19 protein-coding genes are annotated in these 24,884 nt (G+C 61.5%); 11 read left to right on the top strand and 8 right to left on the bottom strand.

Going from position 1 to position 24,884, the window contains the following annotated elements; translation table 11 throughout:
• The first annotated feature begins 32 nt into the window (after positions 1–32).
• Both JMY24_RS31595 and JMY24_RS31590 read left to right on the top strand, forming a co-directional pair.
• Complete coding sequence (locus JMY24_RS31595) at positions 33–485, top strand: (2Fe-2S)-binding protein (RefSeq protein ID WP_128598565.1); 453 nt, start codon at positions 33–35, stop codon at positions 483–485.
• Positions 485–2,749, top strand: a complete 2,265-nt coding sequence (locus JMY24_RS31590) for a xanthine dehydrogenase family protein molybdopterin-binding subunit (protein WP_201703520.1) — start codon at positions 485–487, stop codon at positions 2,747–2,749. Before JMY24_RS31595 ends, JMY24_RS31590 begins: the two co-directional genes overlap by 1 nt.
• A 166-nt stretch (positions 2,750–2,915) precedes the next feature.
• Here the strand turns inward: JMY24_RS31590 and JMY24_RS31585 are convergent, their stop codons facing one another.
• Entirely contained in the window at positions 2,916–4,082 is a 1,167-nt protein-coding gene (locus JMY24_RS31585) for an EAL domain-containing protein (protein WP_128598253.1), read from the bottom strand.
• Between the two features lie 304 nt (positions 4,083–4,386).
• On the opposite strand from JMY24_RS31585, the gene JMY24_RS31580 reads away from it, so the two are divergent.
• On the top strand, positions 4,387–4,566 hold the full coding sequence (locus tag JMY24_RS31580) for a hypothetical protein (RefSeq protein ID WP_128598254.1): 180 nt from the start codon (positions 4,387–4,389) through the stop codon (positions 4,564–4,566).
• A 190-nt stretch (positions 4,567–4,756) separates the two neighbouring features.
• On the opposite strand, the gene JMY24_RS31575 is transcribed toward JMY24_RS31580, so the two are convergent.
• The 4 genes from JMY24_RS31575 to JMY24_RS31560 all read right to left on the bottom strand — a co-directional run bounded on the left by JMY24_RS31575 (position 4,757) and on the right by JMY24_RS31560 (position 10,790).
• The gene (locus tag JMY24_RS31575; RefSeq protein ID WP_413231283.1) at positions 4,757–5,371 is read right to left on the bottom strand and encodes an ankyrin repeat domain-containing protein; all 615 of its coding nucleotides are present in this window, start codon (positions 5,369–5,371) and stop codon (positions 4,757–4,759) included.
• Positions 5,372–5,449: 78 nt separating this feature from the next.
• A complete protein-coding gene (locus tag JMY24_RS31570) occupies positions 5,450–6,904 on the bottom strand; it encodes a catalase (protein ID WP_193425416.1) in 1,455 nt (484 codons plus the stop codon).
• A gap of 777 nt (positions 6,905–7,681) precedes the next feature.
• Complete coding sequence (locus tag JMY24_RS31565; protein WP_328809299.1) at positions 7,682–9,319, bottom strand: MFS transporter; 1,638 nt, start codon at positions 9,317–9,319, stop codon at positions 7,682–7,684.
• Positions 9,320–9,377: 58 nt separating this feature from the next.
• The gene (locus JMY24_RS31560) at positions 9,378–10,790 is read right to left on the bottom strand and encodes a DHA2 family efflux MFS transporter permease subunit (protein WP_201703518.1); all 1,413 of its coding nucleotides are present in this window, start codon (positions 10,788–10,790) and stop codon (positions 9,378–9,380) included.
• A 590-nt stretch (positions 10,791–11,380) separates the two neighbouring features.
• On the opposite strand from JMY24_RS31560, the gene JMY24_RS31555 reads away from it, so the two are divergent.
• The 8 genes from JMY24_RS31555 to JMY24_RS31520 all read left to right on the top strand — a co-directional run bounded on the left by JMY24_RS31555 (position 11,381) and on the right by JMY24_RS31520 (position 18,749).
• Positions 11,381–12,253 carry an FAD binding domain-containing protein gene (locus JMY24_RS31555; protein WP_128598256.1) on the top strand — a complete coding sequence of 291 codons (873 nt, stop codon included), beginning with the start codon at positions 11,381–11,383 and terminating at the stop codon, positions 12,251–12,253.
• 7 nt (positions 12,254–12,260) lie between these two features.
• On the top strand, positions 12,261–12,749 hold the full coding sequence (locus JMY24_RS31550; protein WP_128598257.1) for a (2Fe-2S)-binding protein: 489 nt from the start codon (positions 12,261–12,263) through the stop codon (positions 12,747–12,749).
• Complete coding sequence (locus JMY24_RS31545; RefSeq protein ID WP_128598258.1) at positions 12,742–15,096, top strand: xanthine dehydrogenase family protein molybdopterin-binding subunit; 2,355 nt, start codon at positions 12,742–12,744, stop codon at positions 15,094–15,096. The genes JMY24_RS31550 and JMY24_RS31545 overlap by 8 nt, the downstream gene beginning before the upstream one ends.
• A gap of 14 nt (positions 15,097–15,110) precedes the next feature.
• Entirely contained in the window at positions 15,111–15,992 is an 882-nt protein-coding gene (locus JMY24_RS31540) for an NAD(P)-dependent oxidoreductase (RefSeq protein WP_128598259.1), read from the top strand.
• 9 nt (positions 15,993–16,001) lie between these two features.
• Positions 16,002–16,451: a CoxG family protein gene (locus JMY24_RS31535; protein WP_128598260.1), complete on the top strand. Its 450-nt coding sequence runs from the start codon at positions 16,002–16,004 to the stop codon at positions 16,449–16,451.
• A 5-nt stretch (positions 16,452–16,456) separates the two neighbouring features.
• Positions 16,457–16,753, top strand: coding sequence for an NIPSNAP family protein (locus JMY24_RS31530; RefSeq protein WP_128598261.1), 297 nt, complete (start codon positions 16,457–16,459; stop codon positions 16,751–16,753).
• A gap of 153 nt (positions 16,754–16,906) precedes the next feature.
• Positions 16,907–17,761, top strand: coding sequence for an SDR family NAD(P)-dependent oxidoreductase (locus tag JMY24_RS31525; protein ID WP_201703516.1), 855 nt, complete (start codon positions 16,907–16,909; stop codon positions 17,759–17,761).
• Between the two features lie 37 nt (positions 17,762–17,798).
• Positions 17,799–18,749 (top strand): SMP-30/gluconolactonase/LRE family protein, encoded by a 951-nt coding sequence (locus JMY24_RS31520; protein WP_128598262.1) that lies wholly within the window; start codon positions 17,799–17,801, stop codon positions 18,747–18,749.
• Between the two features lie 294 nt (positions 18,750–19,043).
• On the opposite strand, the gene JMY24_RS31515 is transcribed toward JMY24_RS31520, so the two are convergent.
• Genes JMY24_RS31515 through JMY24_RS31505 form a run of 3 tightly spaced genes read right to left on the bottom strand, consistent with a single transcriptional unit; the run spans position 19,044 to position 24,874 of the window.
• Positions 19,044–20,513, bottom strand: coding sequence for an efflux transporter outer membrane subunit (locus JMY24_RS31515; protein WP_128598263.1), 1,470 nt, complete (start codon positions 20,511–20,513; stop codon positions 19,044–19,046).
• A complete protein-coding gene (locus JMY24_RS31510; RefSeq protein ID WP_128598264.1) occupies positions 20,506–21,693 on the bottom strand; it encodes an efflux RND transporter periplasmic adaptor subunit in 1,188 nt (395 codons plus the stop codon). The genes JMY24_RS31515 and JMY24_RS31510 overlap by 8 nt, the downstream gene beginning before the upstream one ends.
• On the bottom strand, positions 21,683–24,874 hold the full coding sequence (locus JMY24_RS31505; RefSeq protein WP_201703514.1) for an efflux RND transporter permease subunit: 3,192 nt from the start codon (positions 24,872–24,874) through the stop codon (positions 21,683–21,685). The genes JMY24_RS31510 and JMY24_RS31505 overlap by 11 nt, the downstream gene beginning before the upstream one ends.
• Positions 24,875–24,884 lie beyond the last annotated feature (10 nt).

Genomic DNA, 24,884 nt, shown 5'->3' with positions numbered 1-24,884 from the left:
TCGTGCCGTTCGTGTCGACTACGAGGAATCAGTTGATGGAACTCATTGTGAACGGCGTTCATCACAACGTCGATGCGGATGCGAACATGCCGCTGCTGTGGGCAGTCCGTGATCTGCTCGGGCTGCACGGTACCAAGTTCGGTTGCGGGGTCGGTGCGTGCGGCGCATGCACGGTCCATCTGGACGGTGTCGCTGTGCGTTCGTGTGTGACCGCACTGTCGGATGTTCAGGGCAAGCCCGTAACGACAATCGAGGGACTCGGCAAAGGCGGCGATCACCCGGTGCAGCGTGCGTGGAAAGCCGCCAATGTGCCGCAGTGCGGTTACTGCCAGCCGGGGCAGATCATGCAGGCCGCGTCGCTGCTCAAACAGACGCCGAAGCCGAGTGACGAGCAGATCGTCGAAGCGATGTCCGGCAATGTTTGCCGCTGTGGCACCTATCAACGCATCAAGGCCGCTATTAAGGCCGCAGCGTCGGAGGCGTGATGGGAGAAATCGTCAATCTGAGCCGGCGCGGGGTGTTGAAAGGGACCTTGGCGAGCGGGGTTGTGCTGGGCTTGCAGATCGGCGGCGCGGGTACCGCGTTCGCGGCGAGTGTGCTGTCATCTGCGAATGGCGCTAAAGGGGCTTTCGCACCGAACGTGTATGTCTCGGTCGCGCCGTCCGGCGAGATCATTCTGGTCGTGCATCGCTCGGAGATGGGGACCGGTATCCGCACCAGTCTCGCGATGATTCTTGCCGACGAGCTCGACGCCGACTGGAACGCCGTCAAGGTCGTGCAGGCGCAAGGCGATGCGAAGTATGGCGACCAGAACACCGATGGCTCGCGCAGCATCCGCCAGTTCTTCCAGCCGTTGCGCGAAGCAGGCGGCACGGCGCGGCAGATGCTCGTGGCGGCCGCCGCCGTGCAATGGCGCGTGGCGCCGGCGACCTGCCGCACTGAGCTAGGTCATGTCGTGCATGCGGCGAGCGGGCGACGCGTGGCCTACGGCGCGCTTGCAGCGGCGGCGGCGCGTCAGCCGGTGCCGGGCCGTGACAAGCTGCATCTGAAAGACGAGGGTACGTGGCGCTATATCGGCAAGTCGCTGCCGATCGTCGACCTTGACGACATCGTCCACGGCCGGGCGACCTACGGCATCGATGTCGTGTTGCCCAGAATGACCTATGCGTCGATCGAACGTTCGGCGGTCTATGGCGCGACGCTCAAGAGCGTCGATTCGACCGAAACGATGAAAGTGCCCGGCGTGCTGCATGTGGTGCGTATTCCCGCCGCCCCGCTGCCTGCCGGTTTCCAGCCGCTGGGCGGCATCGCGGTGGTGGCGACGAGCACCTGGGCAGCGATGCAAGGGCGGCGGAAATTGAAGCTCGACTGGGACCTTGGGCCGAATGCATCCTATGACAGCCAGACTTATCGCAAGGCGCTCGAGGACACCGCGCGGCAGCCGGGCAAAATCGTTCGCAACAATGGCGACACAGCGGCTGCGCTAAAGCGCGCCGCCCACCATGTCTCGGCGGACTACTACGTGCCGCACCTGGCGCACGCGGCGATGGAGCCGCTCGCCGCGACCGCGTCCTATGCGAATGGTGCGGTTGAAGTATGGACCGCGACGCAGAATCCGCAGCAGGCTCGCACGACCGTGGCACAGGTGCTCGGCGTGCAGGAGCCGGCCGTGACGATCAATGTCACGTTATTGGGCGGCGGCTTCGGCCGCAAGTCCAAGCCTGACTATGTGGCAGAGGCGGCGTTCCTGTCACGTGAGGTCGGCGCGCCCGTGAAGCTCACGTGGACTCGCGAAGACGATGTGCGCAACGACTATTTCCATGCGGTGTGCGCCCAGCACATGGAAGGCGGGCTCGATGCGCAAGGCAAGACGGTCGCGTGGTTGCACCGCACGGTGTTTCCGTCGATCAGTTCGACGTTCAAGGCTGATGTTCGCTACGGGGCGGCGGGTGAATTGGGGCAGGGCGTGACCGACATGCCCTACGACATCGCCAACGTGCGGTGTGAGAACGGCGCCGCCTCTGCACACACGCGCATCGGCTGGTATCGATCGGTGTACAACATTCCCCACGGCTTCGCGTTAGGGTCGTTTGTCGATGAACTTGCCGCGACCGCGCGACAGGATCCGGTGCAGCACCTGCTCACGCTTCTCGGCACTCCGCGGCATGTCGATCTGCATGCGCTAGGGGTCGATTATCCTAACTACGGCGCTTCGATCGACGAGTATCCGATCGACACCGCCCGCTATGCGGCAGTGGTTCGCGCGGTCGCCGTGCGCTCCGGGTGGTCGACCGCATTGCCGGCGCGGCATGGCCGCGGGATTGCGGTACATCGCAGCTTCCTGAGTTACGTGGCGGCGGTCGCGCATGTGCAGGTGGCCGATGACGGTTCGGTGCGTGTGACACGCGTCGACCTGGCCGTCGACTGCGGGCGCATCGTCAATCCCGATCGCGTTATTGCGCAGTTCGAGGGTGCGGTGGTGATGGCGCTCGGCAACACGTTATACAGCGAACTCTCTTTCCGCAACGGTGCGTCGGAGCAATCGAACTTCACGGACTACCAGGTTGCCCGTATCGATTCCGTTCCCGAGACACACGTGTATATCGTACCGAGCGATGCGCCGCCGGGCGGTGTTGGCGAGCCGGGCGTGCCACCGACTTCAGCGGCTATCTGCAACGCGATCTTCAATGCGACCGGCCAGCGGATTCGTGTGCTGCCGGTGGATACGTCGCTGCTGAAACGGACGTAGCGGCGAAACGCAACGGAGTTCGAGCGGCTGCCTACTATGAGAATGAAATCAGCGTTAAACGACAGAGCTGTCGCGTCAACTGAACGCTGTGCGCGGGCGGCGGTGCTCAGTGCACTTCGGTGCGCGCAAGCTCTTTCGAAATCGTTCTGCGAACCCGGCCGTTAGGTCACCTGCCGCCGGGCACTGACCCAACGGCCACCGGCTTGCCGTAAAGCCACCCTTGCGCAAGTTCGATGCCGCAGTTCTGCAATGCGTCGTGCTGGGCTGCCGTTTCGACACCTTCAGCAAGCACCTTGCAGCCGAGCTTACTGAGCTGTTCAGCCGACGCGCGAATAGCGGCTGCAAAGGGCGCACCCTTATCGGCATTGCGGATCACTGTAATGCACAGTTTGACGATTTCTGGCTTCAACAGGCGGACGGTATCGAGGTCTGCGAATTCGCAGCCCGTGTCGTCCAGGGCCAAGCCAATGCCGATGGTACGCAGGCGTTCGACCGCGTCTCGCAAACCCTCGGCTTCGATGAGCGGCAAGTGCTCGGTCAGTTCGAACATGACTTCCTGCCGACCTGCTAACAGCAGCTTTTCCGCAGCAAGGGTCAAGGCATCCGGGCCCAGATTGATGGTCAAAAACTTCCCGGGCGGCAGCTTGCCTTTGGTGCGCTCAAGAGCCAATTCAGCACACAATAGTTCCATCTGCACGGCACAGCCGGCGGCATGGGCTGCGTCGAAGAGCAAGTCCGGGCGCTCAAATGGCGTGCGTTGCGGACCTCTGGAAAGGGCTTCAAAACCCGTCACTGCACCGTCTTTAATGCGCACTATCGGCTGCAACACGGTCTGCACGGAGCGTTCGCGCAGAATTGCTCTCACTCTGGTCGATGAGTTGTCCCGGTCCCTATGTTGATATTTCGGTTGGGACCTCGATCGATCTTTCGTCCATTGAAACCAAGTTGTTTTGGCATCTCCTGAGACTGCTTCGGAAGGCAAAACGAACACCGAGAGATCGTAGTTGATCCGGGCGCCTGTCCCGCCGCCAAAAATAGCAAGTAGCCGCTCGCGAATCAGATGACGCCCTGCCTTTTCTATGGCCTGCGCCGCTTCGCTGGCATCACGCGGCAAGCCTCCCGACAGCACACGGAAACAAGCAGAGCAATGTCCGTCGCCATCAGAACGATATCTGTCAATTATCTCATGCTGAGCCAGCAACCGCTTTAGCAAAGCTGTTGCTTCCTCGCCGAACTGAGTGAGACCCTGTTGAGTCGATTCCTCGCCGAATATGTTGGTCAGACGCGTGATATCTGCAATCCTGATGCTGACTACGGCAGTGATTTCCGTCATTGAAGACAACCCCGTGGTATTCCTTTGCTTTCGCTCTTCGAAAAATGGTTCTGCCAAACCCGCTTGTGACCTTTTGAGACTTGGGTCGCAAGCGCAAACGAAACAACGGAGCTGCACATAGGCCTCTGAGAACGTATCAACATACCGGCTCCTGCATGTCGCAAATCAGTCGGCAAGATGACATTCGTGTCATCTAGAGCCGCGGCGCGATTTTCCGCGCTTACAAGCGGCGGCGAATTCAATTGGTGATCTGCGCAAAATCGGAAGACGTGCTAACGTCTGCGCCTTTGATAAAGGAGAGATCATGAACGTTATGCAAAGTGCCGCAAGCGTCGCCATGCAAGTGATGCAGCAGTCCTCGCAGGGGATTGCCGCGCGTACGCCGCAAAGCGGCGCCCTGGCTCTCGTCGAAGCGGAAGCTGCGAGCGCACCGCCTGTCAGTGCCAACGGCATGCTTGGAAGCATCGTCAATACTTTCGCGTGAACGCAGAGCGGTATGCAAACGTAACCGCCGAGCTTGCTACGAAATTCCCGGCGTTTCGCGTGAGCGACGCCGCCGAGGATACCGGTTGCGAAACGAGCATGGATGAACCCGGCGCGCCTTTGAGCGAGTAAAAAAGACGGAACGGAACTTCTTCGGTCAAATTTCCGCAAGCTGATCGCGTTCCTGCACATTACTGCGTAGCGCCGACCTGGCGCAGCGCATCGGCTGCGGCGGTATTGTGTTGCGAGATGGCCATTTGCAGCGCGGTGCCTCCGCGTGCGTCGACATGATTGACGTTCGCTCCGTGCGCCACCAGCACCGCAAGCATATCGAGCCGGCCGAACAGCGCAGCAAACGATAGCGCCGTTTCCCCTGCGTTGTTGGTTTGATCGATAGGGCAGCGCGTCCCGAGCAATATCTGCGCAATGTTCGTTTCGCCCTTGAACAGTGCGCCCATCAACGCGGTATTGCCGTGCTTGTCGGCGGCGCATGCGTTGGCGTGTGCGGCAAGAAGCGCCTTTAGCGTGTCCGGGTGATTGTCATAGGCGCTAAGAATGAGCGCCGTATATCCTTCAGGCGTCGCGGTTTCGACCGGATAGTGTGCGTCGATCAGTAATTGAACGATATCGGTGCGCCCTTCGCGCGCTGCGGCGAACCAGTCATCGGTGTATCCGCGCGTGTCAACCGTGCTGGAATACGTTCCTGGCCGATAAACGTGCTCCGCACAACTCGCAGTCAACAGTGCGGCTATCGCTGCCACGGCTGCGTTTCGAACTACTCGCCGCGCAGTAGAAAAACCTCGCATGACGTTCTCCGTCGGAAATCGTATTCAGGCAACGCGAGGGCCTGCTTGCGCAGGACCCGTGCGCCTCGCTTACTGACTTCAGTTATCGCTAAGGTGCGACGCCATATCCTGCACGCGTGAGAGATCCGCGTGCGTGGCGCGTGCGAGGCGGGTGCCGTAATCGGAATCAGCCTTGTAGAAGTACGACAGCATCGTGTACTTGTTCGCGTCGTTTGTTACATGGCCCAGATCGCCCGACAGTGCCGTGACCAAATCCGTCTTGTTGGCTTCGGACAGCGTCCGGTAATACTCGCCAGCCTGACGGAAGTCGAGCGTCTTGTGGATCGCCATTTGCTGCGTCGTTCCGCTGAGCGGCGTCTGCACGGACTTGTACCGGGACTGCTGCGAGATCTCCGCGATGCTGGAGGGCTCGTAGTTCACCTCACCCTTGCGATCGCCGGAATTCATCAAGCCATCCTGGTTATTGTTATACACAGGCACAACAGGACGGTTGATAGGCAAGTCGTTGTAGTTGGGTCCCAGGCGATACATCTGCGTGTCAGCGTACGCGAACAGGCGGCCCTGCAGCATCCGGTCCTCGGAAGGCTCGATGCCCGGCACGAGGCGGGACGGCGCGAATGCCGATTCTTCGGTGGACTGGAAGTAGTTGTCCGGAACCCGGTTGAGCGTCATCGTCCCGACCCTCTGCTCAGGAATCGACGACGGCCACACCTTCGTGTCGTCAAGCGGATCGAAGTCGAACTTGTTCAGATCCTTCGGCGACAGGATCTGGATGTACAGATCCCATTGCGGATACGAATGCGCCTTGACCGAGTTGTACAGGTCGTCGGTCATCAGATTCCAGTCGGCGCCGATCGAATGAGCAATATCCTGCGGGCGGATTCCCTCAATGCCCTGACGGCTCTTCCAGTGGAACTTCACGTAGTGAACTTCGCCTTTGGCATTGACGAACTTGAACGCGTGCACGCCGAAGCCATCCATGTGACGGTATGAGTCAGGCATTCCCTCGTCGGTGTAGAGGTGCGTCAGCATGTTGGTCGCTTCCGGCGTATGGGCGAAGAAGTCGAAGGCCAGATTCGGATCCTGCACGCCCGTCACGGCGGACGGCTTGTTCGCATGCACGAAGTCTGGGAACTTGATCGCGTCCCGGATGAAGAAGAGCGGCCAGTTGATGCCGACGACGTCCCAGTTGCCTTGCTGCGTATAGAACTTCACCGCGAAGCCGCGCGGGTCGCGCGCCTGCTCAGGCGATCCGCGATAGCCCATGACGGTCGAGAAGCGCACGAAGACGGGAGTCTTCGTGCCGGGCGTGAACACTTTGGCGGTGGTCAACGCGCTGATATCAGCGGTAGGCACGAACTCGCCGAAGATACCCGTGCCGCGTGCATGGACGACGCGCTCCGGGATGCGCTCCCGGTCGAAGCGCTGCAGTTTCTCGATCAGATGCGAGTCTTGCAGCAGTACCGGACCTTCAGGACCGGCGGTCTGGGAGTTCTGGTTGTCGCCGACAGGTGAGCCACTATCCCGTGTCATATCTTCAGCGTACACCGGTTGCGCAGCGGCGATTGCCGAGGCGATGGAAAAAATGCTTGCTGCGATCTGTGTCTTGAGTAATTTCACGTTGCAATCCCAATTCAGGAGAAAACCGAGCACATCCTATGATCGAACGTTTCATATCACCAATCTATTTTTGCTATGTCGGCAATAGGATGTGCATTTCTTTCAGATGCTAAATGAAGATGATAAAAATGAAAGAAATCGCCGAATTAAATTCTGTGGTATAGCTCAATGGGTTTCGCAAGGACTACTGCAAGCGGCATGACAAAGAGCGCGTTGCAGGCTATCCAGGAAGCAGGGCTGAGTAAATTCTGAACGCTGCTGCTTCTTCGAAAACAGTCTATAAATAGCGTGCTAGAGAGCGGCGCAAGGTTGCGCAAGGCGAGGCCGGCTCATCGCGCTCGCCCGCAAAGCATGCGTCGTAACGTCAAAAATCGAAAAACTGTCTTGTTGAAATTCATGGTCGAGTCGATTACTATAATTAGTAAGGCATCTTAAATTATGTATAGCTGATCGGTCGAAATTTTCCTTGCCGGGTTTTGCCAATTGTTATTGAGATGGGAAAATCTATTGACTGAATTGATATGAATGGCAATTCATCGTTGTCGTATTCAAAGTGAATGCGCTGTCAAAGAGTCTGGATATCAGTTCGGTAATGCGCCGGTCAGTATTCGGTCACCTCTCTCATCCCTATCATCAAAGTGCGACGCCGATGTGGTTCCGGAACGTCGGCTCGATGCCGCCGCGCGCGTCTCACCGGTCGGTGACTCCTTCGCCTCCTGAAAGCGCCGGGCTCGCATGGTCCGGGCTCGCGGCAGATGGTGTGCGGCCAAGGAATCCAAGCACCATGATCGCGGAGGCGAACGTCATTGCCATCAGCATATGGAGCAGTACCCGAAACGCGCCGTCATACGCATGCACGAGTAGAGGCTGCCCGAGCGCGGGCAGAAGCGCCGCGGCATGTGTCAGATCACCGGTGGCTACGCGCTGGGCGGCTTCGGTGACGGCATAAGCTGGCACGCCGGGAGATCCCGCGAGTGCGTCGGATAGTCGCAAGCGTGTGAGCACTGCCAATATCGCGCTCGCCACCGCGAGGGTCATGCCTTCGCCTGCCACGCGCGTCGTGCTGAAGATGCCCGTCGCCATGCCGGCGCGTTCCTTTGGAACAACGCTGACTGACAAGCCGTCCATGAGCCCCCACGGCAGCCCGGCCCCCACACCGATCACAAACAGCGGAATCGCAAGGACAGTGACTGACGCATCAGGTCCGATACCACTGAACCAGAGCATGCCGATGGCCGCGATGACGAGACCGATCGCTGCAATGACACCGGCCGACATCCAGCGCGTGAGATGCGCAGCGGTGAGCGGTACGATCAGCATCGGCGCCGAAAGCGAAACCATCATCAAGCCCGCGCCGATCGCAGTATGTCCTTCGATGCCGATGAATCGCGTCGGCAAGACAAGCAGCAACGTGACATAGCAGAATGCGGTCGCAAGCGGGAGTACCTGCACACCGACGAAGCGCGGATAACGAAACAACGACAAGTCGAGCATAGGCCGGGTAACACGGCCTTCGACCCAGACGAAGGCGACCGCCATGACCGCGGCACCCACGAACAGTGCAACGATGAGAGGACTACTCCAGCCGCTCTCGGGCCCTTGCAGCAGGCCGAAGGTGAACAGGGTAAGCGCCGCAGTAAAGCTGATGGCGCCAGACCAATCAAGACCATTGGCGTGCGGATCATAGGATTCCCTCAACTTTGGAACGCCGAGCGCAAAGCCCGTCAAGCCGATTGCCGCATCCGCCAGGAAGAACGAGCGCCAGCCGAACGTTTGCGTAAGAAACCCGGCGAGAAGCGGCCCCAGCGCCAGGCCCACGCCGAAGGTCGTGCCGAGCATGCTGAACGCGCGAGCGCGTCCATGCCCGTCGAACTCCTGGGCGAGCGCTGCCGATGATCCGGCCAGCACCAACGCGGCCGCAATGCCCTGCAGTGCGCGCAGGAAGTCGACCCACACGAGGCTCGGCGCGGCGGAAATTCCGAGTGATGTAGCTGCAAAGAGCACTACCCCGACGGCGAACACACGTTTTCGTCCGAGCAGATCCGCGAGCGCTCCCGCGACCATCAGACTGCTGCCGAAGCTCAGCATAAACGCGTTCAGGATCCAGTTGATTGCCACCGGACTGCCTCCCAGCGCGGTGCCGATAGTCGGCGCCGACACCGCCGCACCGCCGAAATTCAACGGCAGCACAAGCACCGCGATACAAACGCCCGAGAGGATCAGCGCCTGTTGCGAGGCGCTGCGAGGGACTTCGCTGCCCGCTGCTGGCGCCGCGTGGGGCGAGGCGGCTTGTGAAGCCGTTAACGGCGTACCCGGGTTATTCTGCACGGACTCTCTCTGTTTAATTTGGGCCAGTAGCCGTCAATGCATCGATACAATTTCCGCACTACCGCGATGCGGCTCGCGTATGGCCGCTAACCTCGCAGCCGGCATCGGGTTCGATGCCGATGAAGTAGAGCACGGAGATTATTACCAATACCGCGACAAGCAGAAACGCGACCCGGAAATCAGCGAGCGACAACTGCCCGTGGCCGCCGTCTATCAGGACTGCACCATGCAGCGCGATCGCACCGAATGCGATGCCGAGACCGATGGTCATCTGCTGGACCATGCTGAAAAAAGTGCTCGCCGAACTCATCCGCGCCGGCGGCACGTCCGCGAATGCGAGCGTGTTGATGCTGGTGAACTGCATCGATCGGCATAGCCCACCGATCAGCAGCACCAGCATGATCAGCGTGCGTGGCGTGTCCGGCGAGAGTAGGGCGCACAGGGCGATGGTGGCGGCAGTGAGCAGGCCATTCACGATCATTACCTTGCGAAAACCAAAGCGCTTGAGAATGGGCGTGGTGACGGTCTTCATGGCCAGATTGCCGGCCGCGTAAGCGAGCACGAGCAAACCGGCGGCGAACGCGTTCAGCCCGAAACCGAGTTGGAAGAACAGCGGCAACAGGAAGGGCGAAACGCTGACCGAGACGACATACAACGAACCTCCTTCGAGGGTCACGCGAAAGGTCGGGATTCGCCACGGCGCAAGATCGATCAGCGGATGTTCAGCACGCCGGAAATGCCGTACCGCGAAGGCCGCGGCGACCACGCCACCCGTCAGGGCGGCGACCGTGATGTGCCAGTCGCCATACGGTTGCCCGACGAGTTCCATGCCGTACATGAGGCAGGTTAGCGCGACTCCGCTAAGCACGAATCCGGGCACATCGAACGGACGGCGGCTGGATTCGCGGTGGTTCGGAATGAAGGTGGCGGTCAGCACCAGACCCAGCAGACCGATTGGTACGTTCAGCAAAAAGATCCACCGCCAGCTGAAATAGGTCGAGATAAAGCCGCCCAACGCTGGACCCAACACCGGTGCGGCCAACCCGGGCCAGGTAATGTAGGCGATCGAGCGCATCAGGTGACGCTTCTCCGTGCTGCGCAGCACCGCGAGCCGGCCTACCGGCACCATCATTGCACCGCCGAGTCCCTGCAGGATCCGCGCGACTGTGAATTCGACGAGACCGTTGCTGAGTCCGCAAAGTATCGAGGCGCCCGTGAACACGACGATGGCGCTACCGAACACAGAGCGTTGCCCAAAGCGATCCGCCACCCAGCCGCTGATCGGGATGAAAACCGCGAGCGCGAGCAGATAGGCGGTCATGCCGATACTCAACCTCACGGGCGTGACGCCGAACGTAGCGGACATGTGGGGCAGCGCTGTCGCAATCACCGTCGCGTCCAGGTTCTCCATGAAATAGGCACTGGCGACGATCAACGCGATGATCACCGATTGACGGCTTGACAAAGACATGAGCGGAGAACCGATACGGGTTGAGTGGCAGACCCGCAAACGCCCTGGCGCGGGTGTTTGCCAATCCCGGCAGTCACAGATGAAGCTCGCTTCGCGATGGCACTGAGATAGTGCATGGCTAGCCGGGAGCATGGCGACACCGGTTCATGCTTGCGGACGATGTACTTTATCAAATCATAAGTCGTCATGTGAAGACGTATGTGAAAAGCCCGTTCATAAGGCAGGGGCATGGAGGCAGGGATGGCGCCGATCAAAACGGCCGATAGAAACGCCACATCGCGATTTATCTTACAAACTGGCAAATACAACAGCTTGCATGCTGGATCGACGTCGAGCCTGTTCATGGAAATTTAGTCGTCAATTGACGATTTAATTTATCGGCGATATCCTCGGTGCCAATGCGATGGCTGAAGCAGTAGCTGTCCCACTGGGTGAACAGCGCCGCGCATGCGGCTGGAGCGAATCATGAGGAGCGTCAAGCGAATCGGGAATGGCCGACGTCGATTGCCTCGGCTATCGGCGGGCGGGGGCTGTCGCGGGTTGCCGGTCTTCGTCCGGAATTGCGGCCTGAGTCCGCGGGCGCAAGGCATATGAAACCCACCGCATTTTCGTATCACCGGCCGCACACGCTCGACGACGCGCTGTCGCTTCTTGCTCTTCACCGTTTTGACGCCAAGCTGATCGCCGGAGGACAAAGCCTCGCGCCGATGATGAATATGCGCTTCGCCCAACCGGCGCACCTGGTCGATCTGAATGCGCTGCCTCAACTCAAGGGCGTCACGCTTGAACCCGATACGCTAGCGGTCGGCGCAATGACGCGCCATCACGAGCTGGCTACCAGCAACACAGTACGCGCTGCTTGCCCGCTACTGGCTGAAGCAGCGGCGACGATCGGACATTACGCCATCCGACAACGCGGGACACTCGGCGGCAGTCTCGCGCACGCGGACCCCGCGGCGCAATTACCGCTCATTGCGAGCACGCTAGGCGCACGCATCGAGATTGTCGCGCCGGCCGGCAGCCGACAGGTGTCGGCGGCACAGTTTCTGATCGCGGTGATGACCACCGATCTGGCGGTTGACGAAATCATTCGCACGGTGCGCTTTCCGACGGCGTTGTCCGGCGAGCGGCATGCCTTCGAAGCATTTAGCCGACGGCACGGCGATTTCGCGATCGCGGCTTGCGCTGTCACCGCCGTGCTCGCGGGTGACAGGTTCGCCTCGTTGCGCATCGGCGTAGGCGGTGTGGCGGATGTGCCACTGGTGCTTGACGACCTCGCTGCGGGATTCGTCGGCGAAACGGCCGATGCGCCGAGCGTCGGCAGGATTGCCGAGGCAGTCGCAAACGCCGTCGAGGTGCACGATCAGCCAGGCATTAGCGCCGCGTATCGGCGCGATCTCGTCAAGGCGCTCATCGCTCGAGCATTGCAGCGGATAACCGCTGGCGTTACGCAACCCGATTAGGCCGCTCATGGAAAAGACAGCAATTTATCTAAGTGTGAACGGTGCGCGCCATGATGTGCATTGCGAGCCTCGCAAGCTATTGTCCGATGTGCTGCGCGAAGATTGCCGGCTGACGGGCACGCATGTCGGATGCGAGCACGGTGTGTGCGGCGCATGCACCGTGTTGATCGATGGTCGCCCGGCACGCTCATGTCTGGCTTACGCCGTGCAGATGGATGAAGCGCAGATTACGACCATCGAGGCGGTAGCGCAGGACGGTCGTCTGTCGCCGCTCCAGCACGCGCTGCATGAGTGCCACGGTCTGCAGTGCGGTTTCTGCACGCCCGGCATCGTCATGACATTTGAGGCGTACCTGCGCGAGAACCCGTGGCCATCCGAGGCGGAGGTGCGCGAGGTGCTGTCGGGCAATCTGTGCCGCTGTACCGGATATCAGAACATCGTGCGGGCGATCCTGCTCGCGGCCGAGCGGATGCGCGCGGAGACGGTCGATGTCTGAGCAGATGTTTCGTTACCTCAACAAAGCGACGCCTCGCACCGAAGACTATCGGCTGCTGACCGGCTATGGCCGGTATCTCGACGACATCGAGATACCCGGTGTCCTTCACGTGTGCTTTGTTCGCTCGCCGCACGCGCATGCGCGGATCGTCTCCATCGATATTCACGGCGCCGCCGCAATGCCCGGCGTCGTAACCGTCATCACGGGCCTGGAGCTCGCGCAGTGGACGACGCCGTTCCGCGTCGCACCACCCGTCGAAGGACTGAAGCCCGTCGAATTTTCGACGATGCCAGTGGACACAGCGCGTTTTCAGGGCGATTTGATCGCTTGCGTCGTCGCGACGGACCGGTACCTCGCTGAAGACGGTGCCGAGCAGGTGCTCGTCGAGTTCGATCCGCTGCCCGCGGTGACAGACATGTGGCAGGCGCTGGAGCCCAACGCGGCGCAAGTCGACCCGGCCGTGCCAGGCAACCTGGTCTCGCACCAGACCTACGTGCATGGCGACCCTGAGCGCGCCAACAGCAGGGCCTTCCGGATAGTCGAAGCGACCTTCCAGCAGCAGCGCCAGACCCATGTGCCGATTGAAACCCGCGGCTGTGCAGCGGTCTGGGACGCCGGACGGAACCACCTGACGTTCCATATTGGAACGCAGGTGCCACATCCATTGCGCACTCAACTGGCGCAGCGCCTCAAGCTCGACGAGTCTCAGGTGACCGTGATTTCGCCCGATGTCGGTGGAGCGTTCGGACAGAAAATCGCCTTGTACCGCGAAGAGTTGACGGTTGCTGCGCTGGCTCGCCATTTGAAACGGCCCGTGCGCTGGCGTGAGGATCGCCTCGAGAACCTGACGGCCGCCGCCAATTCACGTGAGGACTTCTGCCGCACCCGCTCGGCGGTCGATGAGCGCGGCACGCTGCTCGCTCTCGAACTCGAACTCCGCGAAGACTTTGGCGCCTATTGCTTCTTTCCTGCCAACTATCTGGCGCGCGTCGTTGCGATGATCCTGAGCGGACCGTACCGGCTGCAAGACTACGCTTTCGATGTGAAGGTCGTGCTCAGTCATAAATGTGGCAATGCACCGATGCGCGCGCCGATGTCCATCACCAGCTGGGTGATGGACGGCACGCTGGATGCAATCGCGCGGGAACTGGCACTCGACCCGGTCGAGGTACGCCGGCGCAACCTGCTGAGTCCGGCAGAACTGCCGTACCACACCGCTACGGGAGAATGTCTGGACGACATCACGCCGACCCAGACTTTCGAGGCCTTGCTGTCGGCGCTCGACTACGCGGGCTTTCGCGAGCGCCAGCAGGCGGCGCGCGCAGATGGCCATTACCTGGGGCTTGGCCTGTGCAACGTGGTCGAACCGACCACGTATGGCTCGCGCTTCTATAAGGCTGCGGGAATTCCCGGTTCGGGGCACGAGGCAAGCTGGATCCGTATCGAACCAGGCGGGGTGGTGAACGCGTCGGTCGGTCTAGGGCCCAGCGGCCAAGGCTATGAAAGCGCGATGGCCAACGCGGTAGCGGAGGGCCTGGGCGTGCCGCCGTCGAGCGTGCGCATTCATATGGGCCACACTGATATCGCACCGTACGGTATGGGCAGTCGTGGCGCCCGCAGCGGCACGGCAGGCGGCGGCGCGCTCTACCTGTGCGCACTCGACGCACGCCGCAAGGTTCTCGCGATCGCCGCCGGTTGCCTTGGTTTGCCTGACGAACGGTCGCTACGCCTGATCGACGCCAGAATCGAGCGTCGTCGCGCGCACGAGTGGATCGACACAGGTTTGACGCTCGCCGACGTGGCGCGGCGTGCGTATCTGGATCCCACTGCGTTGCCGCAAGGTTTGACGCCCGGCCTTGAATTTCACCTGACTTACGACCCTCCGGCCATGACCTATTCGAATGCGGCTCATGGATGCGAGATCGAGGTGGACGTCTTGACCGGCGCAATCCGTATCGCGCGTTACATCGTCGCCGAAGACTGCGGCACGCTGTTCAATCCCACCGTGGTGGAAGGGCAGCAGCATGGCGCCGTGGCGATGGGACTATCGGGCGCGCTGTTCGAGCAGATGCGTTACGACGACTCAGGACAGAACGTGACCGGCTCACTCGCCGACTACCTGATTGCTACTTCAACTGAATTGCCCAACTTCGAGATCATCCCGCTGCATACGCCTGGCAAGTCGACGGCGGCCGGCATCAAGGGGATGGCCGAAGGCGGGGTGATGGGAGCGATCGGCGCATTGACCAACGCGGTCAATGATGCGCTTACGCCATTCGGCGTCGTTGCCGACCGTCATCCACTGACTCCCATGCTATTGCGCGACTTGCTGCGCGACAAACTCTGAACGGACCAACAATCATGAATCAATCTACAGGCAAACCCGCGATTGGCTTTATCGGCCTTGGCATCATGGGTTTCTCGATGGCCTCGCGCCTCGCCGCCGCCGGCTATCCGCTGCATGTCTATAACCGTACGCGTGCGAAGGCTGAGCCGCTCATCGAAGCCGGCGCGACCTGGCAAGCGACCCCGCGGGCGCTTGCCGAGGTATCGGACGTCGTGTTCACGATTGTCGGCACACCCGCGGACGTCCGCACACTATATCTGGGCGACGACGGTCTGATCGCGCATGCACGGCGCGATGCGGTGCTGGTCGACATGACGACGTCGAGTCCAAAACTGGCCGAAGAGTTGGCCGCGCACGCCGCTGAGCGCGGGGTGCACATGCTGGATGCGCCGGTATCGGGTGGCGACATCGGTGCCCGCGAAGGGCGCCTGTCGATCATGGTCGGCGGCGCGAGCGCTGTGCTCGCACGCGTGGAACCGATGTTGCGCTGCCTCGGTACCAACATCGTCCTGCAAGGCGGCCCGGGTGCCGGTCAGCACACGAAGCTGTGCAATCAGATCGTCATTGCATCGACAATGGTGGGCGTGTGCGAAGGGCTCGCCTATGCGCACAGCGCCGGGCTGGACGCCGACACCGTATTGAGCGCGATTGGCGGAGGCGCGGCGGGTGGATTCCAGTTGAACAACTTGGGGCCGCGCATCGCCAGGGGCGATTTTGCACCCGGTTTCTTCATCGAGCATTTCATCAAGGACATGCGGATTGCGCACGAGGAAGCGCAGAGCATGGGACGTGAATTGCCGGGCTTGGAACTGGTGCGCGTAATGTACCAGGAGTTGGCCGAGCGGGGCTGCGCGCGCAACGGCACGCAGGCGCTGTTCAAACTCTACGAGCGCTGAGCGGCTGCGATGAAGCTGACAGATCAAACCATCCTTCCCGTGCCCCCTGAAGCCGCATGGCGTGCATTGAACGATCCCGTAGTACTCGAAGCATGCCTGCCTGGCTGCAAAGCGCTGAAGAGGCTCGACGACCTGCATTTCGAATCGACCGTGCAGATTCGCGTCGGCCCGATGGCGGCAACCTTCAGAGGCAACGTCGAATTGTCGGATCTCGATCCACCCAGGGCCTATACGATTGTCGGTATGGGCAGTGCAGGTGCGCTGGGCTTTGCCAAAGTCACTGCGCGCCTGCAACTTGAAGCGCAAGGCAATGCGACCGTGCTGGTGTACGACGCGGACGTCGAGATTGGCGGGAAGCTGATGAGCGTGGGGTCGCGCCTGATTCAGTCCGCCGCGAGCAAGAATCTCGACGAGTTCTTCAGCGCCCTGAAGGCGCACGTCGAAAGCCACGCGGTCTGACGGCGATGTGCTGCGAGCGTACCGATCCAAACAGAGGGGAGTTCCTGGACATCTACGAGCGCGAAGGGCTTGGCATCATCAGTCAGTACGCCCGGCTCAAGGGTTGCTGGACGAAGGACTCAGGCACGTTGAACTCGATCGTGTTCTGCTGGGGCTACGAGGACTACGCGCATCGGGCAGCGCAGCGAGCGAAACTCGCAGCCGATCCACGCTGGCAAGCTTTCACGCCGCGCATCCTGCCGTATCTTGTCCATCAGGAATCGATGTTCCTGTCGCCAGTGCCGTTTTGCCCGATGGACTGAAGTGAGCGATGAATTTTGCGGCCGCGTTGGCCACGGGTGCCGCGTACTGGAAGAATTTCATGAAGGCCTTCGGTGTTGCGCGGCCTGGGTGGAGCGCGTGCAGACAGAAGGCGGTCGGGCCGACTTTTTATGACGTATCAGAAAGGACTATTGATGACACACTTTACTTTCACTCCCGGAGCCGTCGCCGTCGTGACAGGCGGCGCTGCCGGCATTGGACTCGCTGCGGCGAAGCGGTTCGCGCAGCTGGGGCTTCGCGTGTGCATTGCGGATCTGGGCGAGGACCGCCTTGCGGATGCGGCGCAGGCGATTGCCAGCGTGGCTGCTGAAGGCGCGAAGGATGTACTGGCCGTCGAGACGGACGTCAGCCGCCTCGAAGACCTGAGCCGCCTCGAAGCAGCCGTTCGGGATCGCTTCGGCGGCACGGATATCCTCATGAACAATGCGGGGATTCAACCGGGTAGCGCCATGTTCGGAGCGGCCGCTTACTGGGATAGGGTGCTCGACGTCAACCTATGGGGGGTCATTCGTGGCACTCAGACCTTCGTGCCCGCGATGATCGCGCGCGGACGCCCGGGCCTCGTCATTAACACCGGTTCGAAGCAGGGCATCACGACGCCGCCCGGCGACCCGGCTTATAACGTCTCGAAGGCCGGCCTGAAGGCGTTTACCGAAGCACTGCAGCACGAGTTGCGCAATACGCCGGGCTGCCGGATCAGCGCGCATTTGCTGATCCCTGGCTTTGTGTTCACGGAGCTTGCCGCTCGAGGTCGTACCGAGAAACCGGCCGCTGCCTGGACGCCCGAGCAGACTGTCGATTTCATGATCGAGCGACTCGGTGCCGGCGATTTCTACATTCTGTGCCCCGACAACGATGTGCCTCGCTCCCTCGACGAGCGACGCATCCTTTGGGCTGCGGGAGACATCATAGAGAATCGCCCGGCGCTATCGCGTTGGCATCCGGACTACGAGCAGGCGTTCGCAGCGTATATCCAGAAGAACGACTGACTTGCCCGCCCCGCAAATCGTAAGTGGCAGATGAGAGATGGCAGAAATTCCAAGGTGGCGACAGAGCGAAACCTATCCCGATCCGTCGGTGGAGGTCCTCGATCCGCGTTTTCTGAAATACCGCATTACCAATGCCGCAGTGGAGCGCCTTGCGACTGGAATGCGCTTTGGTGAAGGGCCCGTGTGGTTCGGCGACGGCCGCTACCTTCTATGGAGCGATATTCCAAACAACCGCATCATGCGATGGGATGAAGAAACCGGTGCGGTTGCGGTGTTTCGCAGGCCGTCAGGTTTCGCCAACGGCAACACGCGTGACCGCCAGGGGCGGTTGATCACCTGCGAGCATGGCAACCGCCGGGTGACGCGCACCGAGTACAACGGCACCCTGACCATTCTCATGGACCGTTTCGACGGCAAGCGGCTCAACTCGCCCAATGACGTCGTCGTCAAGAGCGACGACAGCATCTGGTTCACTGACCCGACCTTTGGAATTCTGAGTGATTACGGGGGTGTCAGGGGAGAGGCCGAACTGCCAACCCAGGTCTACCGCCTGGACCCGCGCTCCGGCGAAGCAGAGATCGTCGCTGGCGACATCGCCAATCCGAACGGCCTTTGTTTCGCGCCGGATGAAAGCCGCCTCTATATTGTCGAGTCCGGATCCACGCCAAGACGCATCCGGGCGTACGACGTCGAGGATGGCCGACGCCTCGTGAACGGCCGCATCTTTGTCGACGGCGGCGAGCACGGCGCGCCGGATGGCTTCCGCTGCGACACCGACGGCAACCTGTGGGCCGGCTGGGGTACGGGACCGACGTTGAACGGCGTGATGGTGTTCGCACCGGACGGCGAGGCCATCGGCCGCATCGCGCTGCCTGAACGCTGTGCGAACCTGTGCTTTGGCGGCGCTGCGCACAACCGCCTGTTCATGGCCGCCGGCCAGTCGCTCTACGCGCTTTACGTGGATGCCAAGGCGGTCGTCCCAACATGAGCCAGTGTCGAGGCAGCCAGCTTCAGCATTGCGACTGCCCTCGATGCTCATCGACGACAGCGGGGTAGCGCATCGCGGCAACACGTTAGCGTGGTGTTTGAACCCCGGGGGCGGCGGGGAAAAAGACCCCGCCCGAAGCGGGCGGGGATAACCGATGCGTGGAGTGCGCTATCAATCGATAGACGCAGAGCTATATTATGGACTCCGGCGCAGTAGATAATGGACCGGACACGCAAAAGAGAATTTCTAGAAGAAGCGGACTGGCAAACTCCCCGGTGCGCCGTATAAAAACCTTCAATTTGCGCCCTGTGCCATCGTTGTCGTGACGAGTGTCGGTGTGGCAGCCACCTGGGCGAGTTCATCGCTCGACCATCCACCGCCCAGCGCATGCAGCAGTTGCACGTTGGCACTTAGCTGGCGTGTCTGGATATCGAGCACGCTGCGTTGTGCTTCGAGTGCGACGGTCTGCGCCTGCACGACATCGAGGTAACCTACAGTGCCCTGGCGATATTGGCGCAACGCCAGATCGACCGAGTGCTGCGCGGCATTCGCGGCATCCTTTTGCTCGCCAAGCGCGGTGCCGAGATACGACAGCAGCGCAAGGTTGTCTTCGACCTGCTGGAATGCCGACAGAACCACGCTGCGGTAGCGGTCTCCGGCTTCCTCGGTTGCCGCCTTCGCGGCGTCGAGCTGCGCACGACGGTAGCCGCCGTCGAAGACGTATTGCACGAGCTGCGGGCCAATCGCCCAGAACAGATTGGGCGCGCTAACCAGTCCAGCATAGGCGGCGCTTTGCACACCACCCTGCAAGCTCAGCGCGATGTCGGGGAAATAGGCCGCGCGCGCGACGCCAATCTTTGCGTTAGCCTCGGCAACCCGGCGTTCCGCTGCTGCGACGTCGGGGCGACGTTGCAGCAGCGTCGAGGGCAGGCCGATTGGAATTGCCGGCAACGCGATGGCGGCGGTCTGCTGCGGCAGGCTGAATTCGGACGCGGAGGTGCCGACCAACACGGCAATCGCGTGTTCGATGAGTGCTCGTTGCGCGAGATTCTGCGACAACTGGGACTTCGCCGACGACAATTGCGTTTGAGCCCGCGAAACGTCGAGGCCCGCCACGATGCCGCTGCCATGCAGCGTCTGCGTGAGTTGCAGCGCTTTCGCATACGCCATGACCGTCTCGTTCAGCAGCTCGGTCTGCTGGTCGAGGCCCCGCAAACCGATGTAATTGTCTGCGAGTGCCACTTGCAGGGCCAGTTTCACCGAAGCCAGATCGGCTTTGGTCGCCTGAGCCTCATCCTTGCCGGCCACCACGGAGTCACGCACGCGGCCCCACAGATCGAGGTCGTAATTGACTTCGGCGCCGAGCGTGACGGAGTTGTAGTCGTTCGGGCCGCCCACGCGCAACGGCCGGTTGTCGGACTGGCGAACGCGCTGCGGTACGGCGCTTGCGCTGATGCTCGGATACAGTCCCGACGCGACCTGCGCGACGAAAGCCTGCGCTTGCGCATAGTGCGCGTACGCGGCGCGCAGATCGGTGTTGTTTGCCAGCAGACGCGCTTCGAGATCGTCGAGTTGCGCGTCGCCATATATTTTCCACCAGCCGTTACGCTCTATCCGGTCGGCAGGCTGAGCGGCGGTCCAGGGACCAACGGTTTTGTATTGCGCCGCTATCGGCGCCGAAGGCACCTGATATTGCGGCGCGAGCGAGCAGGCGGAGAGCGCCAGAACGCCCGTTAAAAGCGCGACAAGTCCGGGCTTAACCATGTGCGGTCGCCTTCCTGTCAGTGGCCGGCGCAACCTGCACGCTGTCGCCGTCGGCGAGTCCGTCGGGCGGCGTATCGATCACGCGATCGTTGGCGGCGAGTCCCGAGCCGATCTCCACCGAGTCGCCCAGATCGCGGTCGATCTTCACCTGCTTGAACAGTACGTGACCGTTCGCACCGAGCGTGGCGACCATGACGCCGCGGCTATCGAACACGAGCGCGCTAGCTGGGACCCGAAGTGAATCGGCGGACGCGGGCAACGTGAATTTCAGGCTGGCGAAACCGCCCGGCAGCAGCTTGCCATTGGCATTGTCGACCAGCAGCTGTACCAGCGTCGTACCCGAACTCGAATTGACGGAGTCTGCCGCTGCTATCACGCGCGCGGTGAACTGCTGGTCGGCGTACTCGGGAACGATCAGGGTCGCGGTCGTGCCATCGTGGATCGCCGGAGCGTAGTTCTGCGGTACCTGAACATACACACGCAATTGCTTGACCTCGGAGACCGCGAACAGCTCCTGGCCGACGCCACCGCTACCGGCGTTCACCAGCGCGCCAACGTCGGTGTCGCGCGCGGTCACCACGCCGTCGAACGGCGCGACGATCCGCGCGAAGGCCTTCGTCGCGACGAGGCGATCGACGTTGGCCTTCGCGGCCGCCACGATCGCCTCCTTCGCGGTGTAATCAGCAGTGTGCTGATCGACGTCCTGCTGAGCCACGGAATCGGTGCCTCTTAGCGCCTCCCAGCGCTTCGCCGTCGTACCCGCTACGACGGCATTCGCCTGCGCGCTCTGCAGATCGGCACGTGCCTGAAGGAGCTGCTGGTCAAGCTCGGGTGTTTCGATTTCGGCGAGCACCTGACCCGCCTTGACCGGCGCGCCGATATCGACGTTCCATGATTTCAGGTAGCCGCTGACCTGCGCGAAAATCGGCGCCCGCGTGAACGCTTCGAGCCGGCCGGGCAGTTGCAGTGAAGGTCCGTTGGGGTCGCGCGTGGGCTGGATCAGATTGACCGTCGGTACGGCCTGCGCCTCCGTCCAGGTTTTCAGCTTGCGGGCATCGACGGCTCGCAGCGCGACACCGCCAACGACGATGCCTAAGGCGACCAGCAGGCCGATCACGCCCGCAATCCGGAGCGGACGGCGCGATGGCGTATTAGTGGGAAAAGCGGATTCAGACGACATGGGCAGGACCTCCCGGGACGGATGCTGGGGTCGCCGCGCGCCCGGGGCGCGCGTGAACGATACAGAAGATGACGGGGACCAGGAACAGCGAAGCCGTGGTGGCAAACATCAAGCCGCCGATCACGGCGCGGCCGAGCGGCGCGTTTTGCTCACCGCCTTCGCCGAGGGCAAGCGCCATCGGCGCCATGCCGATGATCATCGATAGCGCGGTCATGAGCACCGGGCGAAAGCGCGTAAAGCCCGCTTCGAGCGCCGCCTTGAACGGATCGCCATGGACGGCAAGACGTTCGCGGCAGAAGCTGACGACCAGAATCGAATTGGCGGTCGCCACCCCCATGCACATGATCGCGCCAGTGAGTGCGGGTACGGAGAGCGTCGTGTGCGTCGCGAACAGCATCCAGACGATACCGGCCAACGCCGCCGGCAATGCGCTCACAATCACGAACGGATCGGCCCACGACTGGAAATTGACGACGATCAGCAGATAGATCAGCACCACTGCGCCAAGCAGGCCGAACAGCATGCCGGCAAAGGCGCTGTTCATCGTCTGCACCTGCCCCAGCAACGCAATGCTCGAGCCCTTTGGCAAGGTGCTGGCGTTCTGGTGCACGATGCGCTGGATATCGGCCGACACCGCGCCGAGGTCTCGGTCCTGGGTGGTCGCGAAGATCTCGACCATGGGCTGGATGTTGTATTGGCTGACGACTTCGTTACTGGTGGTGCGGCCGACCGTTGCCAGACCGCCGAGGATCTGGGCGGTGCCTCCACCGCTGGCGGTGATCGGCAGATTTTGCAATGCAGCCAGGGAATCGAGACTGTATTGCGGCGTTTGCATCACGATCGGATACGACACGCCGTTCGCGTTGTTAAGCCAGTACGTGGGCGCAACCTGGCTCGAACCGGCGAGGTTCACCACCATGCTGTTCGTCACGTCGCGCTCGGTGATGCCGAGCAACTGTGCACGCGTGCGGTCGACATCGACGTTGAAGGTGGGGTTGCCGTGCGACTGCGCGATCCGTGCATCGACCACGCCGGGCACGTCGCGGACCGCGCGCAGGAGACGGTCTGCATACGCGTAGTTGGCGTTCAGGTTGTTGCCGCGGATCTGCAGGTCGATCGGCGCCGGCGAGCCGAAGTTAAGGATCTGACCGATGATGTCCGCCGGTGGAAAAGAGAACGTGACTCCTGGGAATTCCCGCGGCAATCTTTCGCGCATGACGCGGACATACTCGTCGGTCGGACGATGCCCTTCGTTCAGCGCAATCTGGATGTCGCCGTCCTGCGAACCGACCGTCCCGGTGTTGTTGTACGCGGTATTGATGCCGCTGACCGGCAGACCCATATTGTCGACCACCGTGCCGAGATCGGAGGGCGGGATAATCCGGCGGACCGCGCCTTCGACATTCGCGAATATTTGCGCGGTCTTTTCGACACGAACCCCGACTGGTGCGCGCACATGCATCAGGATCTGCCCGGCATCGACCGCCGGGAAGAAGTCGCGGCCGAGCAAGGGCACCAGGGCGAACGAGAGCGCGACGAAGCCGAGGAAGCAACTGACGAACGGACGGCGATGGTTCAGTGCGAGTTCGAGTAACCCGTGATAGACGCCACGCACCTTTTCAAAGCATGCTTCGAAGCCGCGCTGGAAGCGTCCGAGCGGACCCGGACGCTGCGCCTCATCGGCATGCTCACCCTGCGCATGCGGTTTCAGCAGGTATTTGGCCGTTGTCGGCACGAGGGTTCTCGAGAGGATGAACGACGAGATCATCGCGAAAATCACGGCCTCCGCCATCGGCACGAACAGGAAGCGCGCCACGCCGTTCAGGAAGAACATCGGCACGAACACGATACAGATGCACAGAAGAGAAACGAACGCGGGTGTGACGATCTGCGCGGCGCCATCGAGGATAGCGGTCTCCACCTCCTTGCCGTGCTCTAGGTGCCAGTTGATGTTCTCGATCGTCACGGTCGCATCGTCGACAAGAATCCCCACCGCTAACGCGAGACCGCCGAGCGTCATGATGTTCAAGGTTTCGCCCAGTGCGGAGAGCGTGGCTATCGAGCCAAGGATGGCCAGTGGAATCGAGGTTGCGATGATGATCGTCGAACGCCAGCTGCCGAGGAACAGCAGGATCATCAGGCTGGTGAGCACGGCCGCGATCACGCCTTCGCGTGCCACACCGGTGATGGCTGCGCGCACGAAGATCGACTGGTCGCCGATCGGTTCGACATTCAGGTTATCGGGCCACGACGCTTTCCCGTCGGCGATTTGCTGCTTGATGCCGGAGATGATCCCGAGCGTCGAAACCGAGCCGTTCTTGAGTACCGACATCAGCACTGAGCGCCGGCCGTTCACATGGACGATATTGGTTTGCGGTGGGCTGCCGTCGCGAACATTCGCAATGTCACGGATCGCGACCGTCGTGCCATTGGCCGCCTTGACCGGTAGATCGCCCAAGGCCTTGATTTCCGAGGGTGCATTGTTGAGTTGCAGCGTGTATTCGTAGTCGCCGATCTTTTCCGTGCCGACCGGCGTGATAAGGTTCTGACCCGCCAGGGCATTGGCGACGTCCTGCGCGGATAAGCCGCGCGCCTGCAGTGCCGCAGGATCAATGTCAATCTGCACCTGGCGCGTCTTGCCGCCGAAAGGGTAGGGAACCGACGCACCGGCGACAGTCGTGAGCATGGGACGCACCGCATTCAAACCGAGGTCGCCCAGCCTCTGCTCGGACAGCCCCTTGCCGGATAGCGCCAACTGAATGATCGGCACGGTCGACGCGTTGTAATTGAGGATCAGCGGCGGCGTAGTGCCCGCGGGCAACTGCCGCAACTGCGTTTGCGCGACCGCGGTGACTTGCGCGTTGGCCGTGCTGATATTCACGCCCGGCTGGAAGAAGATCTTGATGATCCCAAAGCCGGCGACCGATTCCGCTTCGATGTGTTCGACATCGTTCACGGTGGTAGTCAGCGTGCGTTCAAACGGCGACGTGATCCGGCCGACCATCTGGTCCGGCGGCAGCCCCGTGTATTGCCACACCACGCTGATCACCGGGATTCTGATATCGGGAAAAATGTCGGTGGGCGTCTTCATCGCGGACAGTGGCCCGATGATGAGGATGAAGATCGCGAGGACGACGAAAGTGTAAGGGCGTCGGAGCGCGACACGAACTAGACCGAGCATGAGAATTCCA

This window comes from Paraburkholderia kirstenboschensis (genome assembly GCF_904848585.1).
GTDB lineage: Bacteria > Pseudomonadota > Gammaproteobacteria > Burkholderiales > Burkholderiaceae > Paraburkholderia > Paraburkholderia kirstenboschensis.
This window is presented reverse-complemented; position numbering and strand designations above follow the sequence as displayed.

What these genes read in the sequence shown, in the direction of transcription:
- JMY24_RS31590 (WP_201703520.1), top strand. Translation starts at nt 485, where the DNA reads ATGGGAGAAATCGTCAATCTGAGCCGGCGCGGGGTGTTGAAAGGGACC.
- JMY24_RS31585 (WP_128598253.1), bottom strand. Translation starts at nt 4,082, where the DNA reads ATGACGGAAATCACTGCCGTAGTCAGCATCAGGATTGCAGATATCACG.
- JMY24_RS31580 (WP_128598254.1), top strand. Translation starts at nt 4,387, where the DNA reads ATGAACGTTATGCAAAGTGCCGCAAGCGTCGCCATGCAAGTGATGCAG.
- JMY24_RS31575 (WP_413231283.1), bottom strand. Translation starts at nt 5,371, where the DNA reads ATGCGAGGTTTTTCTACTGCGCGGCGAGTAGTTCGAAACGCAGCCGTG.
- JMY24_RS31570 (WP_193425416.1), bottom strand. Translation starts at nt 6,904, where the DNA reads ATGACACGGGATAGTGGCTCACCTGTCGGCGACAACCAGAACTCCCAG.
- JMY24_RS31560 (WP_201703518.1), bottom strand. Translation starts at nt 10,790, where the DNA reads ATGTCTTTGTCAAGCCGTCAATCGGTGATCATCGCGTTGATCGTCGCC.
- JMY24_RS31555 (WP_128598256.1), top strand. Translation starts at nt 11,381, where the DNA reads ATGAAACCCACCGCATTTTCGTATCACCGGCCGCACACGCTCGACGAC.
- JMY24_RS31550 (WP_128598257.1), top strand. Translation starts at nt 12,261, where the DNA reads ATGGAAAAGACAGCAATTTATCTAAGTGTGAACGGTGCGCGCCATGAT.
- JMY24_RS31545 (WP_128598258.1), top strand. Translation starts at nt 12,742, where the DNA reads ATGTCTGAGCAGATGTTTCGTTACCTCAACAAAGCGACGCCTCGCACC.
- JMY24_RS31540 (WP_128598259.1), top strand. Translation starts at nt 15,111, where the DNA reads ATGAATCAATCTACAGGCAAACCCGCGATTGGCTTTATCGGCCTTGGC.
- JMY24_RS31535 (WP_128598260.1), top strand. Translation starts at nt 16,002, where the DNA reads ATGAAGCTGACAGATCAAACCATCCTTCCCGTGCCCCCTGAAGCCGCA.
- JMY24_RS31530 (WP_128598261.1), top strand. Translation starts at nt 16,457, where the DNA reads ATGTGCTGCGAGCGTACCGATCCAAACAGAGGGGAGTTCCTGGACATC.
- JMY24_RS31525 (WP_201703516.1), top strand. Translation starts at nt 16,907, where the DNA reads ATGACACACTTTACTTTCACTCCCGGAGCCGTCGCCGTCGTGACAGGC.
- JMY24_RS31520 (WP_128598262.1), top strand. Translation starts at nt 17,799, where the DNA reads ATGGCAGAAATTCCAAGGTGGCGACAGAGCGAAACCTATCCCGATCCG.
- JMY24_RS31515 (WP_128598263.1), bottom strand. Translation starts at nt 20,513, where the DNA reads ATGGTTAAGCCCGGACTTGTCGCGCTTTTAACGGGCGTTCTGGCGCTC.
- JMY24_RS31510 (WP_128598264.1), bottom strand. Translation starts at nt 21,693, where the DNA reads ATGTCGTCTGAATCCGCTTTTCCCACTAATACGCCATCGCGCCGTCCG.
- JMY24_RS31505 (WP_201703514.1), bottom strand. Translation starts at nt 24,874, where the DNA reads ATGCTCGGTCTAGTTCGTGTCGCGCTCCGACGCCCTTACACTTTCGTC.